This is a genomic window from Chryseobacterium sp. MA9 (genome assembly GCF_024399315.1).
Lineage (GTDB): Bacteria > Bacteroidota > Bacteroidia > Flavobacteriales > Weeksellaceae > Chryseobacterium.
The window spans coordinates 2,172,444-2,189,079 of sequence record NZ_CP075170.1 but is presented as its reverse complement, the minus strand read 5'-3'; the positions used below and the strand labels follow the sequence as shown (position 1 = coordinate 2,189,079).

Sequence of the window (16,636 nt, the reverse complement as noted above, 5' to 3'; positions counted from 1 at the left end):
TTTTATTTGTAACTTCTTACCGTTGGCTGAATTTCTTCAAAGGTTAAAGGCTCCTTAATCAGTTCAGGTTCACTATTTTCACCAGCCCATGCCCATGCGGAGATAAATTGGTATTCAGCATCATTTCTCATGGCTTCTCCGTCCGGAGTCTGGAATTCTTCCCGGAAATGAGCCCCGCAGGATTCGTTGCGGGTTAAGGCATCATAGCACATCAGTTCTCCTATTTCGAAATAGTCGGCAACACGGCCTGCTTTTTCCAGTTCGGTATTCATTTTGTCTCCCTGCCCGGAAACTCTTACATCTTTATAGAATTCCTGTTTTAGTTTTCTGATTTCCTGAATGGCATACTTCAGTCCTTCTTCGTTTCTGGCCAATCCGCAATAATCGTACAGGAGTTTTCCTAGTGTTTTGTGGAAATAATCAACGGTTTTAGTTCCTTTGATATTGATAAAATCGCGAATCTGTTCTTTAATGGCATTTTCTGCCTGTTCAAATTCAGGCGTATCCGGTGAAATTTTTCCGGTGTGAATTTCATCAGCCAAATAGTTTGCAATGGTGTAAGGTGCGATGAAATAGCCATCTACGGAAGCTTGTAAAAGAGAGTTGGCTCCTAATCTGTTGGCTCCGTGATCCGCAAAATTAGCTTCACCTAAAGCAAACAATCCGGGAACAGTAGTCATCAGCTCATAATCTACCCAAAGTCCGCCCATTGAGAAGTGTGCTGACGGGGAGATCATCATGGGTTCTTTATACGCATCATATCCTGTTATTTTAAGATACATATCGAATAAGTTCCCATATTTTTCCTTAATCTTATCTTTTCCCTGTTCCTGTATTGCTTTTGAAAAATCAAGATATACTGCATTTTTCAACGGCCCGATTCCAAAACCAGCATCAATTCTTTCCTTGGCTGCACGGGACGAAATATCTCTCGGAGCAAGATTTCCGAACGCCGGATATCTTCTTTCAAGGTAATAATCTCTTTCATTTTCAGGAATATCATTGGGAGGTCTGTTTTCACCTTCTTTCAGTGGCACCCAGATACGTCCGTCATTACGTAATGATTCAGACATTAAGGTCAGTTTAGACTGATAATCTCCGGATTGTGGAAGAGAAGTAGGGTGTACCTGAATCCAGCTTGGAGAAGCCATTAACGCTCCTTTTTTATGGGCTCTCCAGATTGCAGAGCCATTGCAACCCATAGCAAGTGTGGACAGATAATAAATTTTTCCGTAACCTCCCGTTGCCAATACTACAGCATGGGCTGCATGTCTTTCAATTTCTCCTGTGTCTAAATTCCTTACGATAATTCCTCTGGCTTTCCCGTCAATAGTGACCAGATCAAGCATTTCATGCCTTGAAAATAATTGTACAGAACCTTTTCCAACTTGTCTCATCAAAGCCTGATAAGCTCCCAGAAGCAGCTGTTGTCCTGTTTGTCCTCTTGCATAGAAAGTACGGCTCACCTGAACCCCTCCGAAGGAACGGTTGTTCAGATATCCTCCATATTCCCTGCCGAAAGGCACACCTTGAGCTACAGCCTGGTCGATGAGGTTCAGAGAACATTCTGCCATTCTGTATACATTGGCTTCACGGGCTCTGAAGTCTCCTCCTTTCAAGGTGTCTACAAACATTCTGTACACACTGTCGCCATCGTTTTTATAATTTTTGGCTGCATTCACACCTCCTTGGGCTGCCACAGAGTGCGCTCTTCTCGGGCTGTCCTGGAAACAGAATGATTTGACATTATATCCCATTTCTCCCAAAGAAGCAGCAATTGAACTTCCCGCCAATCCCGTTCCTACAACAATTACATCCAGTTTTTTACGGTTGGCAGGATTTACGAGTCTCGCTTTCTTTTTATAATTTTCCCATTTATGTTCCAATGGGCCTTGTGGTATTTTTGAATCTAAAATCATGACCGTTCTGTTTAATGATAAGTAAAGAATACATACACCGGCATCAATGCAAAACCTACACAGATAATGATTGAATAAGCAATTCCGATAGTTTTGAACCATTGCACGAACTTAGGATGATATAATCCCAGAGTTCTTACTGCACTGTGTATCCCATGAATCAGGTGATAGCACAATGCGATCATTGATAAAATATAAATGATAACGTACCACCATTCTTTAAAGACATTCACTACCAGAATGTATAAATCTTTATTTCCGTTTTCATCCAAAGGCGGATTCCCGAATTTGTAGATATACCAGAAATTTTGAAAATGGATCACCAGGAAAATCAGGATTAATGTTCCGAGGATTCCCATATTTCTGGAAGCCCATTTACTGGCTCTTCCACGTCTGTCCGACTGATAACCGCCACCGGTTTTTTTATTTTTTAAAGTAATAATCAGCCCGTCTACGGCGTGTAGAATGATGCTGGCATACAAAACATAAGAAACTATTTTGATAATAATATTTCCTGATAAAAAATGCGAATACGCATTAAATTGCAGGTGTGCCTGTTCTTGTGGAAGAAAAAGCTGAAGATTTCCGAGAAAATGAATCAACAGGAAGAATCCCAAAAAGAGTCCTGTAAGGCACATCAGCATTTTTCTTGACAATGTTGATAACATATTTTTGATTTAAAAATTAATAATATCCTAAGACTTTCATCCACAATCCTCCTACAACCATGTAAATGATCAATAGAACGATTCCTATTTCAAGACCTCTGACCCACCAGGCTTTGAGATCTACATATCCGCTTCCAAAAAATACCGGAGCCGGACCGTGTCCGTAATGGGTAAGTACACCATAAATGGAACCCATGAAACCTAGCATCATCGCTAATAGCATTGGAGGAATTCCCAAAGAAACCCCTACACCCAATAATGCTGCATACATGGCTGCTACGTGAGCTGTTGCACTTGCAAAAATATAGTGACTGAAGAAATAGACTACAATAATAACCGGGAAGGCTACCTGCCAGCTCAGACCTCCAATTTGTACTTTGATAAGGTTACTGAACCAACCAATGAATCCCAATTCATTTAAAGAACTTGCCATCATCACCAGTACTGCGAACCAAACGATAGTATCCCACGCTCCTTTTTCACCTTTTACATCTTCCCAGGTTAATACTGAAGTTAACAGCAATAATGTTAATCCGATGAATGCCGTAGTAGTAGCATCAATAGAAAGTGCTCCGCCAAATATCCAAAGAGCTAACAGAATGAAAAATGCAAGCAGCATCAGCCATTCGTTTCTGGAAATAGGTCCCATTTCTTTTAATTTTTGAGCTGCCATTTTCGGAGCATCACCTGTTTTTTTCAGTTCGGGCGGATATAATTTGTACAGTACCAAAGGAACAACAAAAAATGCTACTGCGCCGGGAATGAAACCTGCTGCAGCCCATGACATCCATGTAATATCAATACCAAGGTTGGCGGCAAATTTCTGACACATCGGGTTACTTGCTGTCCCGGTAAGGAACATAGAAGAAGCGATGAGGTTCATATAGTAACTGTTCAAAGTAAGAAATGATCCTAATTTTCTATGCGTTTCCGGCTTCTCAGGAACAGAATCAAAACTTATCGCCATGGATTTCATGATAGGATAGATAATCCCACCACCTCTTGCTGTATTACTCGGAATGGCAGGTGCCAGACAAACATCGGCCAATCCTAATCCGTAAGCCAATCCCAATGAACTTTTACCAAAAACCCTGATGAATAGAAAGGCAATACGGTTTCCAAGTCCCGTTTTAATAAATCCTCTGGCAATAAAGAATGAGATCCCGATCAGCCAGATTACTTTGTCTCCAAAACCGGAAAGAGCTTTGGTAATGGATTTCCCTGCGTCTCCCGGAGCTACTACCTGTGTAAGGGCTGTAAAACCAATGGCCATCATACACATTGTGCCCATAGGAGCTGCTTTAAGAATAATGCCTAAAATGGTTGCCGCAAAGATGGCGAACAGATGCCAGGCATTCTCAGCCACACCCTCCGGAGCAGGGATGAACCATATTATTAACGCAACAACAAATGTAATCGCTACGTTTTTGATATTAATTTCTTTCATGATACTAACTATTTAATCGTTTAAAACCTACTTTGTACCTGGACAATGAATAGATTGTTATTGTATTGTGATGTGTTTTCCACCTGATATTTGTAACGGTCAAACTGAACTCCCAATTGAATTCTTGCTCCATAATTTTTCAGAAATTCCAATCCGAACATAGGAGTGATCGTTTGTCTTGGGTTGGAAGCCATTCTGAAATTGGTATCAAGGTATTCGTAACGGCAGGATAATTCGAAGGCACTGAGATTTTTATGGTTGATCTCATATCTTAGATTTGGAAGGAAATAAGCTCCTCGGATCAGATACTGATCTGGATTCTCAGGTCGCAATTCAGGGGCAATGGAGTTGTACAGAACATGGTTGGTGGCTTGTTTGGCTTCCAGCTGCATGTCAAGACTCCATTTTGGATCAAATTGAATCAATGAGCTCAGATCTACTCCCAGTGCGTATACTTTTTTGCTGAAAACTTCCCCAATACCTCCGTTCAGACCTACATTGAAATTGTATTTTTTGGATAATCCGAAGACAAGGCGGGTAGAATACTGCTTTCCGTTATCATTATCATTGATCTGGTTTTTTCCATTTCCGTTGACTACCGAAACAGCATATTGGAAAGGAATTTCTCCCAACTGAAGCTGTCCTGTGGCAGACATTCCGATCTGGAAACTTGTCCAGCCCAGTTTTCCGAATTCCGTATACTGATTAGACCAGTCTAAAGATTTAATAATATCAATAGGATAAGTTTCTTCAATACCGAACCAAGGTCTGAATTGCCCTACGGTAATGGCTAATTTGGGATTGAAAGTATACTTCAGATAAGCGTTTTCAAGAACTCTGCTTTTAGGATCATTTTTAAAGTCCGCAAGGTTGGCTAAGACAACTACTTCTGTGCGTTTACTGATCTGCGCCCGAACCTGAACCCTCATGTATTTGAGCATGAAATTATTATCAGTTCCGGAACCATCGGTATGATGAAGTCCGTTGACATCAACATCCCTGGACATCCCTACCAGATAACGTGCCTGAAAAAGGCCTTTGATCTGCAGCTGCGGATATTTTACATTGTCTTCTTCCTGTGGAGGAGGTGTGGTTTTCAGAGAATCCTGATTTTGTGCATAAGCTGATAATCCACAGGCCAGCATGCACAGGATCAGGCTTTTCTTTTTAATCGAAAAAAAGGCCATATCTATTTTTGTTTTTTTATTGTAAACTTTATTTTACCACTATTGCTAAACCACCCCGTCAAATCTTTGATTTGCCACCCCTCCAGAGAAGGGGAATGGTCACCCATTGAATCATAGTGCGGCATACTTAGGTCCTTTCATCTGCAAGGGCAGATTATTTTACTTAAGCGTATAAATGTTTTGTGGTGAAATATTTATTTTAATCCTAAGAATGTAAACGGTGCAGATTCCTTAAATTCGGTATTGGATTTACCGTTATAGGTACGATTGTTACTCAGATCCAGCTTCATCACTTTTCCTTTAGGGCTCAGATCGAAATCTTTAAGATCTACCCAAAAAGTATTCGGTGTGAAAACCGTTTCAAAATAATACACAAGGTTTTTCTGATCTGAGACAGAACGCCATCTTGTTGACGAAATATTAGGTTCCGTTGCTGAAGTGATTCCGTAAGGAACAGAGCAGTTTCTGATCACACTGAAAACACTGGCTACCGCTGTACGGGTATCCGCAGTCTGCGGAATTGCATTGATGTAATACGAAGCTCTTACAAAACGGTCGGCAGCGCGGTTGGTTCCCGGAAGCATAACCGTTCCCGGAATTCCTTTCCAGTAATTGTTAAGGGCCAGCTGTTCTTCAAAAACAGGAGAATTGGTCATTACGGTATAAGACGGATCATGATGAATGACCAGTTTACCGTCAATATATTCAAATACAGCATTGTCTCCTGAAGCATCTGAAATGGAAAGATGGATTGTCGTAAATCTTTCTGTTCCCGGAATATAATCACTTACAATAACGAATGGTTCTTTTCGTGAAAATTCTACTGCTTCTTTTACTGTAGCAAAATTATCGAGATAATATTGTGCCCATAATGATATGGCAAGTCCCTTTTTACTTCCTTTTCCATCAAACTTCGGATACTGGGATTCTCCTAACCAAAGCAGGTTGGCAACCAGTCCTTTTTCGTTCATTCCGTCTGCTGAAGCAATATCCCAGGAAGAGCTGATGAGGCTTCCGTATTTGGAAGTCCATTTTACAGATTTAGAGCCTACCAGTCCGTTGCGGTCTATTCCTTTTGAGAAAACCCACAGGTTGGCAGGGATCTCGTCCCGCCAGTCCATAGAACGTGCTGTAATAATGGTATTCTGAGGCCCTTTGTAAACTACCCTTGTACATGCTTCTGATGGATTCCATAATCCTATAGAGAGGATCAGAGAAAATAAAATTAATGGGAACTTTTTCATAATAGTATTATTTGAATTTAAATTTTTTATTGAATTTATTGTGAATAATTCAATTAATTTTGATCATATTCATTGTTTGGTGATATAAATTTAGATAAAATTGTTTAAATAAAACAATTATTAAGGTTAATAATGTGTAATTCATGTTATGAATCATAGTTAAAGAGTGAAAAACATGGTTATTGGATTTTTTTTCGTATCTTATAAAGATATCTCATAAAAATGAGATGAAAATGAAGAATAGTGTAATGTCTTTTTACTTTGGTTTTCATAGAGATATACTTTACAAATTATTGGGTAAAGAACTTTGAAATTAGGTACCACAAAATAGAAAGCTGTTCCAAAAAACGCTATATTTGATTGATAGACTGAAGAGATATATGAATTTTATAGAATGCCATGAAGAACCTATCCATATTCCGGGTTCTATACAAAGTTTTGGTTATTTGATTGGCATTGATGCGGAGTCCCGTACCATTACTTTTTTTAGCAGGAATATTTCGGATATATTTAAGATCGGGAGTTCAGAGAAACTATTCGGAAGAAAGCTTACTGACTTTCCGGAAAGTTTTCAAAGCATTATTGATTCAGAAATCTATACTTCGCTGGATAAATTTACCAGACGGAAGAATGAAACTTATTTTGATAAGATTTTTATTGATGATACAGAGTACCATTTTTCTGTTTTCAGAAGTGAACTCTATATTTTCATGGAATTTGAAGAAGTTTTGATTAATCCCAATAAAAGGATTTCAAATAAATATGATAACTTCTATATCATCGATAATGAAAAAGAGCTTTGGAATCATCTTCTGGAAACCCTGTCGAAGGTGGTTAACTATGACCGGATGATGGTCTATAAATTCATGATGGATGGTTCAGGAAAAGTAATTGCCGAAAAGAAAAATGAGAATATGGAAAGTTTTCTGGGTCTTCATTATCCGGAATCTGATATTCCAAAACAGGCACGTGAGCTTTATCTGAAAAAAAGAAAAAGAATCTTCAGCAATGTATATGCGGAGACGGTTCCTATTTTAAGCAGAAGTCCTGAAAATATTGACCTCACTTTTTCAGCATCCAGAGGAATGTCACCTATTCATGGGCAATATCTTAAAAATTCAGGAGCAGCTTCAAGCTTCAGTGTTTCAATTATTATTGATGATCATCTTTGGGGACTGGTAACCTGTCAGAATGTAGAACCTAAGCATATTGACCTTGAGGACAGAGTACAGGCCGGAATTTTCACTGCTCTGGCTGCTAATGCTTATTCATCTTTTAAATCCAAGAGCGAGCTGAACTACCGTTTGGAACTGAATGAGAAAGTGTCTCAGCTTAAAACGGAGTTTTTAAAACATAATAACCTGTTCGATTCTCTTGTTGAATGTAAAACGGAGATCAGAAACTTACCGGAGGCAGACGGACTTGCTATTGTTTCAGATGAAAGCATCATAACAGACGGCAGTACTCCCAATCCGGAAAGTCTCAGCAGAATTGTACAATGGGCGCTTGAGAATACGAATGAACAGATCTTTGTGAGTCGTAGTTTCCTTAAGGATCACGATGAGAAACTGGACCTGCCTAAAAATGCAGCAGGTATCATTATTTATTTTATTGAAAGAGATAAGAATGAAATGCTGATCTGGTTCCGAAAAGAGTTTGATGAACATATCAACTGGGCCGGGAATCCTGAGAAAAAGATCGGTGTATTTTCTCAAAACGGAGAGGAAAGGCAGATGATATCGCCGAGAACTTCCTTCCGTATTTTTACAGAAAATATCAAAGGGAATTCTAAAAGATGGAATTCCAGAAATATAAGTGCTGTACAGGCTGTAAGGGATTTGATTTTAGAAACCTCTCACAAAAATTATAATGCGATCAAAAGGCTTAATGATGAGCTTAAGAAAGTGAATGAAGAGCTTGACAGTTTTTCATATACCATTTCTCATGATTTAGGAACTCCACTGACGGTGATGAAACTAAATGCCCAGATGCTGCTGGGAAATCTTACCAGTGATTCTATAAAAAGCAAAATCAAGATCAATACGATTATTGAGGAAATAGATAATATGGCGGAAATGATGCATGATGTACTGCAGCTCAGCCGTGCCAAGCATAGTGAAATACAGCTTGAAAGTCTGAAAACGGCTCATACTATTGAGAAAATCTCTCAAAATGCCAAGATGACCTATGGCAGTCCAAACAGTGAAATTATCATTAAGGAATGCCCGGATGTACTGGCTGATAAAACGATGCTTCATCAGGTATTCCTTAATATTATCAATAATGCCGTGAAATATTCTTCTCACAAAGATCTTCCGAAAGTGGAAATTGAAGGAAAAGAAGATGGGCAGACTATTATTTACAGGGTTTCAGACAACGGTATTGGCATTCCTGAAGAGGAGAAGCATAAGATGTTTAAAATTTTCAACAGGATGGATAACGCCAAGCAATTTAAAGGAAACGGAGTAGGGCTGTCTATTGTATACCGTATTATGAAAAGAATAGGAGGAAATGTGGATTATGAAAGCAGCAGTGAGGGAACGTCCTTTATTTTAACGTTCAAAAAGCCTTATATTTGAGAAACTTTTAAACGTTATTTATGGTATCAGAATATCTTAAACAGAATACAGCAGATTATCACGATGCGGCAGAGAAACTTTTTAATTCTGAAAAGATTTTTAACAAGACTTTCACCTTAGAGGATTATAAAAAAATCATCCATACTAATTACCTGATGCTTCTTCACAGTGAAGATAAAATCTTCAGCAGCCTTTCTGATAAGTATGCAGAAAAACTTCAGCTTGATGCAAGAAAAAAACTTTTCCTTATTGAAGAAGACCTGAAAAGCCTTTCTCTGGAAAATCAGTCCGCTTCCCACAATCTTGAATTCAGCAATGAGCATGAAGCGCTTGGCGCGATGTATGTGATTGAAGGTTCTACGCTTGGTGGGAATGTAATTGCCAAACAGCTTTCTAAAACGGAAGGATTTGATGAGGTTACTTTCAACTTTTTCGGATGTTATCAGGAAAATACAGGCCCTATGTGGAAAAATTTTAAGGAAGTTCTGGATACGGAAGTAGCTGAGGAAAACTACCATGAAGTACTTTCTGGTGCGAAAAAGCTGTACACGTTTTTACTGAACGTCAACTAATTTATTTTAATTCTAATTAAATTCCTGAAAAATTGCGCATTTTTTCAGGAATTATTAAATTTGGGGAGTTTCAAATTTAAACTTAACTAACAAAAAATAATTTTAAAAAGTAACAATATGAAAGTAACTGTAGTAGGTGCAGGCGCTGTAGGAGCAAGCTGTGCGGAATACATCGCAATGAAGAACTTCTGTTCAGAAGTAGTTTTGGTAGACATTAAAGAGGGGTTTGCTGAAGGTAAAGCAATGGATTTGATGCAGACAGCATCTCTTAACGGATTTGATACAAAAATTACGGGTACAACAGGAGATTACAGCAAAACTGCAGGTTCTCATGTAGCAGTAATCACTTCAGGGATCCCAAGAAAACCTGGAATGACAAGAGAAGAATTGATCGGTATCAATGCTGGTATCGTGAAAGACGTTACTGAAAACTTAGTAAAACATTCTCCGGAAGTAATCATTATTGTGGTTTCTAACCCAATGGATACTATGGCTTACCTTGTTCACAAAACTTCAGGTCTTCCTAAGCACAAAATCATCGGAATGGGTGGTGCATTAGACTCTGCAAGATTCAAATACAGATTGGCTGAAGCATTAGAAGCTCCAATTTCTGATGTAGACGGAATGGTAATTGCTGCTCACAGTGATACAGGTATGCTTCCATTATTGAGCAAAGCTACAAGAAATGGAGTTCCTGTAACTGAATTCTTAAGTGAAGATCAACAAAAATATGTAATCGAAGAAACTAAAGTAGGAGGAGCTACTCTTACGAAATTATTAGGAACTTCTGCTTGGTATGCTCCAGGTGCAGCAGTTTCTGTAATGGTTCAGGCGATTGCATGTGACCAAAAGAAAATGATCCCATGTTCTTTAATGCTTGAAGGTGAGTACGGACAAAACGATATCTGTTTAGGAGTTCCTGCTATCATCGGAGCAAACGGAGTAGAATCAATCGTAAATGTAACATTGACTGCTGAAGAGCAATTGAAATTCGCTGAAGCTGCTAATGCAGTAAGAGAGGTGAACGGAGATCTTAAATTTTAATGATTATCCGGCTTTTAAGCAGGAATTAATAGATAATAACAGGCTGTTTCAATTTGAGACAGCCTGTTTTGTTTTAATGAATATTTGAATGTTGGGAAAGTTTCGGCGCGGCCAAAGGCCGCGCCGAAACTTTTAATTATAAAATTGCTAATACAATATCACTTTGTTGTTTTCACAAAATTGGTAACAGCGTTTACAAAGTCTTTATTTTTCTCGTAATACAGAAGATGTCCCCCATCAATGGAAACTACTTTTTGATTGGGAAATCTGAAGGTTTTGTAGTGCTGAGTTCCCACTGCTTTATCCTTTTTTCCCGTAATGATAAGGACAGGAACATGAATATCTTTTGTGATGGGAGCATAATCAGCATAATATTCCGGAAAATCTTTAGGTTTTGAAATGACGGCCATTCCGAAGTCGATGATACGGGGATGAAGAGAATCTATTTTATCTGTCTCTTTTATGGTTTCGATATCTTCAGTAAGGAATTTATATCCGATCCTTTTTTTTCTTAGTGCACTGCTTATTTTTGAAAGTTCTGAAGAAAGGCTGTCTTTAGGAACCGCTCTGTTTTTTGTCTGTAAAAGACTGCTTCCATATTCAATCTGTTCTTTGAGAGATTCATCATTCAAAAAATGAAGTGTGACATTGGCAAGAATGAGTCCTTTGGTATGCTGGGGATATTTTTTTGCATAACTGACTGCAATGATTCCGCCAAAGGAATGAGCCAGCAGGAAAACTCTTTTTAATTTGAGATGCTGTCTCAGTTCTTCAATATCCTGAACCATTTTATCAAGATGATAATTTTCGGAAGTACTGGATTCCCCGGAACCCCGCTGATCCATATAAACCATCTGCATGTTTTTTTCCAGACTGTTTCCACCCATCAATTCAAAAGATGGATATCCCTGCCCGGGACCTCCGGGAATATAGATACAGGCTTCTCCTTTTCCGGAGACTTTATATTTGATCTTTACATGATCTGAGGTTTCATAAAAGCCTTCAGAATGATGATTCTGAGCAGAAACGACAGTCAGAGAAACGAAAAAGAAGAGGAAGAGAGCAATTGTTTTCATATCATTATAACAATTGTAAAGGGGGATTTATTACTAGAATAACAAATTATCAATGTTTACCCATATGAATGAGGCTTTGACAGCACATCAGATACATCTAGTCATTTGATCACATATATTCATTTGAAGATGCAAAATCTGCTTTTTCTCATCTTGAAAAGGGAGCAACAGAAAAAATTGTGATAAAGTATTAGTTTATTTTGGAAGGAGGTTCTTTTATATTGACAAAAACCACTGCTTTTGCAGTGGCTTTTCTGTTTTTATTCATGGACACGAGCGAGGACGCTCGCGCCAGTGAGGGAACTTCAAAAAGAAAGAAGTCGACTCAATGAAATGAGACGGCTTCTTTTTATTTAATATTGATTTTTTAGTTTATCAAAAATATTATCCCGAAGTTTTTCTACTGACTCTTTACGATCAGACCAAGCTTTAGAATTTAATACATAATTATCAGCTTCAGTAATTTTTAATTTAAATTTTAAAACTAATGACATTGTTGATTGCATCATAGATAAATTATCTTCTAATTTCATTTTTAATATTAAATCTTCAATATTAGTGATTGTGTAATCTTTATATTTTTCCAATAACTCTGTATTATTCATATTTTATAATTTAAAAAGTTGATCGAATATATGACCAGGATTCTTTGCTGAACTGTTAGCTGCTCTCTCAAATTGAAGTCTTAAATGTGTAAATCCATTTTCCCTTGCATAGTTTTGGAGTACTTTAAGACTTTGAATCATTTGCCTATTTCCAAATTGATTAGCCATTTCGTTTTTAATAGCACCTCTAGGGTAAAAGGCCATTTCTGTTATTTCTAATGTACTTCCTTTAGCATTATGATATCCTAAAAAATCTATTATTTCCCCACTAGCATATTTAAATTCTCCACCAATCATATTACCTTCTACTCTGGAAAGTAATTGGGGAAGTCCACAATCATTATGTACCTAAATCCCTTTCTCATAAACATAATAATTATGATTGCCTTCTACTTCAAAGTTAAAGGAGAGTTATCCTTTAAATAGCATAACTCTCCTTTAAGATTATTTATAAAATCCAGAAATTATATTTTCCTCTGTTTTTAAAGATTGAAGCTTATCTACTATATCACTTTTGGTAATATTTTTCAAAAGTAAAAATCTGTTTAAAACGAAAGCAATTTCATTAGGATAATAATCAAAATATATATCTTGAGATCTTTTATTGGATGTCTCAATTAAATAATCCATTGTTGAATATGTCCAGTAATATTTATTATTGCTCTCTTTCACAATAGCTTCGATCATTATAATATCCAGATCTTCTTTATCAATTTCATAGTTTGCATAAAATTGAAAATTCTCATTCTCTATTAATAGAAATTTATTTTTTAATTTAAAGAAAAACATTCCATTTTCATTAATCTCTGTTGGACTATAAAGTATTAAATTTTCATCTTCATATTTATAATAGTGTCCTTCTTTTTCATATATCAATAAATCGCATACAAGTTGATCTAAATATTTATAGCCTTTTATTAAAGAATTTCCCTCTAAAAAACTTGTAAATTCATAAGGCTGAAAGCCAAAAAGTTCTTTGTTTTTATTTATTACCATATTTATTATTATCTAGTATAAGGATGCAAACTTCTAATGCTTGTTCCTGTTTCATTCATCCAAATTCTTACTTGGCTTGTTGTTCCTGATTCATTAATTGTTCTTCCAAAATCTAATATTATTTGTCTTGCTCCTTGCGCTGATGTTCCAATAGTCCCTTTACCCTTCCCAATACGCAAGGCAGCTTCTCCTAATATATCTTTGTACGATAATCCCTTTTGAAACATTTGTGATAATTGCCTGCCTCCAATATTAATTTCACCTGCAAAAAAATGCTCTGAGATGTGTCTTGTTACACCTGATGAAGCATTTTCTAACGTATTTGTAATTGCGCTTGTCCATTCACAATTATTATGCTCCAAAATCCCTTTCTCAGAAACATAATAATTATGGTTGCCTTCTATTTCAAAGTTATAGGCTTTTACTTTTAAATAACAAAAGAGACTGATCGTTGGTCAATCTCTTTGTTTATTGCTTATTTAAATATTTCTATTTATAAATTCCTACTCGGATTTAAAAACCATCTTCCTTCTTTCTTATACAATAATACATTACAGATTAACATTTTAGAAAAAAAAGCGGGATAATAAGAATCTATTATCGCTAATAACTTTGATTTATTGGTCTTTTCAATACATATAAAATTAGTTTTAGGATGCTGATTATTCTCTTTTTTATAATTAAATTTTTCATAATCATTACATAATCCTTCAAAATCTTTAGAGTAGACCTCGTCATAATTATCATCTATTATCGAAATAACCCTTTCAGTTGTAACTAATAAATATGAATTATTTAGGCTACAATCTAAAATAGGTAATTCATTTTTTTCTAATGAAACAAATTTGGATTCATAGCTATCATCTAATAATTGAGTATTTATTTGATCATTAAAAGTAAGCCAGTCTTCTGGTGCTTTATCTACACATTTAAGACTAATCTCGATCGCTTTGTCTTTAAATTCTTTTATATTCATAATTATTAATGTAAAACTTTTTCCCAAAAAACGGTATCACCCTCTCTGCTAAAAAAATAACCATACTCTCTTGCCCAAAGGGAATTATGTTTGAGGTTTTGATTCATTACCATATTAAATTGTATTCTTACTTCACTCATACCATATTTTCTTGCCATGCTTTCAGCTCCTTCTGTTAATGCTTTAAATACTGCATTTTTCGGCGCGCTATTAGCCCTTACAATACCATTAACCTGTACTTCCATTATGTCACCAGTTAGCCACCCCATATTTACACTACCATCAAAAACCTGAGCATATTTTCCAACATAACCCAAAAGTTCATTTGTAAAGTGGCAATCATTATGCACCAAAATCCCTTTCTCAGAAACATAATAATTATGGTTGCCTTCTACTTCAAAGTTATAGACTTTTACTTTTTCATCCAAGAATTTAATAGATTCTACAGGAGAAGTTTTCCCATCTAAAGTAGTAAGGGCCATTCCTTTTACAAGGTCTTTAGCTTCTACCCAGTTTCCGTTTACATAGAAAGGGTGTTCAGGTGTACAGGTAATTTCAGCCCCGTTTAAGGAGATCTTTACTAATGAGGAAGAAGTATTGCGGGATAGTTCTACTACTTTTTTCAGTTCTTTTTTTCCAGTCTTCTCATTGTAGCTCTATACAAGATCTCCTACTTTAATATCCTCTATTTTTTTGCTTCCTTTTTCTACCGCTACTAAGGTACCTTCCGTAAAGCAAATCTTAATAAGACCATTGGTAAGCCTTGCTGCAGAGCGACAGATAAGCCTGCTCATTCCGGCTGCTTTCCATCCAGCGGCTAAAAGCTCTCCACCAACCATAGAAGCAGGTAATTCTAAAAACAGGAAGTTTTCAGCGGCAGATACGGATTGGCCTACTTTGGTATTTTCTATGGCGTCATACAGTAAAGATCTGCTTTGGCTTAGGTTCCATGCCAATCTTGCATTGTCTGCTTTAACTTCCATCATGAAGCTATTGTATGAACCTTCTGCAAAGCCTTTACCCTTCCTTCCGGTAATAATAACTTCCGGAATATGGATTAGCATTTCACCACCGCCGCCTTCACCACCATGAGAAAGACCAACACTCTGCATAAGCATACGTGTGTAGTCTATTCCCCAGGTAATCCTGTTTCCATCATAGTCCATAGAACCTCCCTGATCATTGGTAAAACCCATCCCCGTATTGTACCATGTTGTGCCTGAAGGAGCAGACAGCATTCCCTTAATAAAAGACTCCGTAATTCTTCCATCCGGGTCTATAAACATTATCGGGTTGTTGTTTCCATAATGATAAGGTGTAAAACTTCTGGATGCTTCAGCCAATGGGTCAATAACTCCTCATCTTCCTAAGTCCGGCATGTACATTCTTGCTCCATAATCATACATCCCGGTCTCCTGTAATTCCTTACCATTATATTTATAATTATAGCTTGGGTTTCCTACAGAAGGGTTAGATATTCCATGTTTTAAACCAAATGGATAATAATTATTTTCTTCAAGGATTTCTATTCCGGTTTCATTTTTATATTAACTTAATCTTATATTTCCCAGATGGTCTGTATAATTGTAAATGTACTTATTATTTTCAAAATTGAAATACCCTTCTGAAGTCTGAACAAATTTTATGCTTCCTTCCGTATATTGAAACCCATCAAGATAATCAATGTTTGATCCTGCTGGTCCTGATTTCTTAATTTTAACTCCATCTGCCCTGTAATAATAGTTAATGACTTTAGAGTTTTGTGTAATCTGCTTAGTTAGATTTAAATAATTATATTGAATGGAAGAAATTCCTTTATCCAGCTGGTTAACCATATTTCCATTATTATCATAACCAATCTGATTTCCTCCTGTTGGATAACCATTAAAATTCTGTGTGACATCAGAAGCTGAAATAAGCCTGTTTCCTGAATAGGTATAATAAATGTTGTCTATATATTCTGCAGTATTACTACTTCCTTTCATATTTCTCTGAAGGCGGGTAATATTCCCGTTAAGGTCATATGCTATTTCTTCATTATAGAAGTTATTAGCAGGAACCGAAGTTGTAGGTTCATGATAATATCCGGCTGTAAGTCTGTTTAAGACATCATAATTATAGATATATCTTTTCAGTACACCATCAACAGAAGTTTTCCAGTCGGTCTCAGAAACATTACCGTTGAATTTTGTATAGGAAATATTATCAGGGTTTTGATATTTCAATTCAGAACCAAAAAGTCTTCCGTTGCTGCTTATCTCTTTGGATAGAGCTTCCCGTAATAAGATATTGCTGGTCGATTGTTGTGGTAACTTGGCTTAAT

Annotated in this window: 17 protein-coding genes; 3 read left to right on the top strand and 14 right to left on the bottom strand. The window is 36.7% G+C overall.

The genetic code is table 11. From position 1 onward, the window contains the following. Nucleotides 1-2: 2 nt before the first annotated feature. The 5 genes from KIK00_RS09875 to KIK00_RS09855 form a co-directional block, all read right to left on the bottom strand. Nucleotides 3-1,919 (bottom strand): fumarate reductase/succinate dehydrogenase flavoprotein subunit, encoded by a 1,917-nt coding sequence (locus KIK00_RS09875; protein WP_255816384.1) that lies wholly within the window; start codon nt 1,917-1,919, stop codon nt 3-5. A gap of 11 nt (nt 1,920-1,930) precedes the next feature. Next, nucleotides 1,931-2,587: a succinate dehydrogenase cytochrome b subunit gene (locus tag KIK00_RS09870; RefSeq protein ID WP_255816383.1), complete on the bottom strand. Its 657-nt coding sequence runs from the start codon at nt 2,585-2,587 to the stop codon at nt 1,931-1,933. 16 nt (nt 2,588-2,603) lie between these two features. Continuing rightward, nucleotides 2,604-4,034: an anion permease gene (locus tag KIK00_RS09865; protein WP_114822595.1), complete on the bottom strand. Its 1,431-nt coding sequence runs from the start codon at nt 4,032-4,034 to the stop codon at nt 2,604-2,606. A 20-nt stretch (nt 4,035-4,054) separates the two neighbouring features. Continuing rightward, nucleotides 4,055-5,221, bottom strand: coding sequence for a porin (locus KIK00_RS09860; protein ID WP_255816382.1), 1,167 nt, complete (start codon nt 5,219-5,221; stop codon nt 4,055-4,057). 194 nt (nt 5,222-5,415) lie between these two features. Then, a complete protein-coding gene (locus tag KIK00_RS09855; protein ID WP_255816381.1) occupies nt 5,416-6,465 on the bottom strand; it encodes a linear amide C-N hydrolase in 1,050 nt (349 codons plus the stop codon). A gap of 380 nt (nt 6,466-6,845) precedes the next feature. Here KIK00_RS09855 and KIK00_RS09850 point away from each other — a divergent pair, with 380 nt between their 5' ends. The 3 genes from KIK00_RS09850 (at nt 6,846) to KIK00_RS09840 (ending at nt 10,660) form a co-directional block, all read left to right on the top strand. Continuing rightward, nucleotides 6,846-9,044, top strand: coding sequence for an ATP-binding protein (locus tag KIK00_RS09850; RefSeq protein ID WP_255816380.1), 2,199 nt, complete (start codon nt 6,846-6,848; stop codon nt 9,042-9,044). Between the two features lie 20 nt (nt 9,045-9,064). Beyond that, a complete protein-coding gene (locus tag KIK00_RS09845; protein WP_255816379.1) occupies nt 9,065-9,616 on the top strand; it encodes a biliverdin-producing heme oxygenase in 552 nt (183 codons plus the stop codon). Nucleotides 9,617-9,733: 117 nt separating this feature from the next. Beyond that, on the top strand, nt 9,734-10,660 hold the full coding sequence (locus tag KIK00_RS09840) for a malate dehydrogenase (protein WP_047420928.1): 927 nt from the start codon (nt 9,734-9,736) through the stop codon (nt 10,658-10,660). A gap of 158 nt (nt 10,661-10,818) precedes the next feature. On the opposite strand, the gene KIK00_RS09835 is transcribed toward KIK00_RS09840, so the two are convergent. The 9 genes from KIK00_RS09835 to KIK00_RS09800 form a co-directional block, all read right to left on the bottom strand. Then, complete coding sequence (locus tag KIK00_RS09835) at nt 10,819-11,736, bottom strand: alpha/beta fold hydrolase (RefSeq protein ID WP_255816378.1); 918 nt, start codon at nt 11,734-11,736, stop codon at nt 10,819-10,821. A 353-nt stretch (nt 11,737-12,089) separates the two neighbouring features. Continuing rightward, entirely contained in the window at nt 12,090-12,341 is a 252-nt protein-coding gene (locus tag KIK00_RS09830) for a hypothetical protein (RefSeq protein ID WP_255816376.1), read from the bottom strand. Between the two features lie 3 nt (nt 12,342-12,344). Then, on the bottom strand, nt 12,345-12,638 hold the full coding sequence (locus tag KIK00_RS09825; protein ID WP_255816375.1) for a hypothetical protein: 294 nt from the start codon (nt 12,636-12,638) through the stop codon (nt 12,345-12,347). Nucleotides 12,639-12,785: 147 nt separating this feature from the next. Further along, nucleotides 12,786-13,337 (bottom strand): hypothetical protein, encoded by a 552-nt coding sequence (locus KIK00_RS09820; protein ID WP_255816374.1) that lies wholly within the window; start codon nt 13,335-13,337, stop codon nt 12,786-12,788. Between the two features lie 8 nt (nt 13,338-13,345). After that, nucleotides 13,346-13,699, bottom strand: a complete 354-nt coding sequence (locus KIK00_RS09815; RefSeq protein WP_255816373.1) for a hypothetical protein — start codon at nt 13,697-13,699, stop codon at nt 13,346-13,348. Nucleotides 13,700-13,830: 131 nt separating this feature from the next. Then, nucleotides 13,831-14,313: a hypothetical protein gene (locus KIK00_RS09810; RefSeq protein ID WP_255816372.1), complete on the bottom strand. Its 483-nt coding sequence runs from the start codon at nt 14,311-14,313 to the stop codon at nt 13,831-13,833. Between the two features lie 5 nt (nt 14,314-14,318). Then, complete coding sequence (locus KIK00_RS09805; RefSeq protein WP_255816662.1) at nt 14,319-14,939, bottom strand: polymorphic toxin-type HINT domain-containing protein; 621 nt, start codon at nt 14,937-14,939, stop codon at nt 14,319-14,321. 30 nt (nt 14,940-14,969) lie between these two features. Beyond that, nucleotides 14,970-15,656, bottom strand: coding sequence for a hypothetical protein (locus tag KIK00_RS22915; RefSeq protein ID WP_370647741.1), 687 nt, complete (start codon nt 15,654-15,656; stop codon nt 14,970-14,972). Nucleotides 15,657-15,860: 204 nt separating this feature from the next. Then, entirely contained in the window at nt 15,861-16,538 is a 678-nt protein-coding gene (locus KIK00_RS09800; protein WP_370647740.1) for a hypothetical protein, read from the bottom strand. Nucleotides 16,539-16,636: the final 98 nt, after the last annotated feature.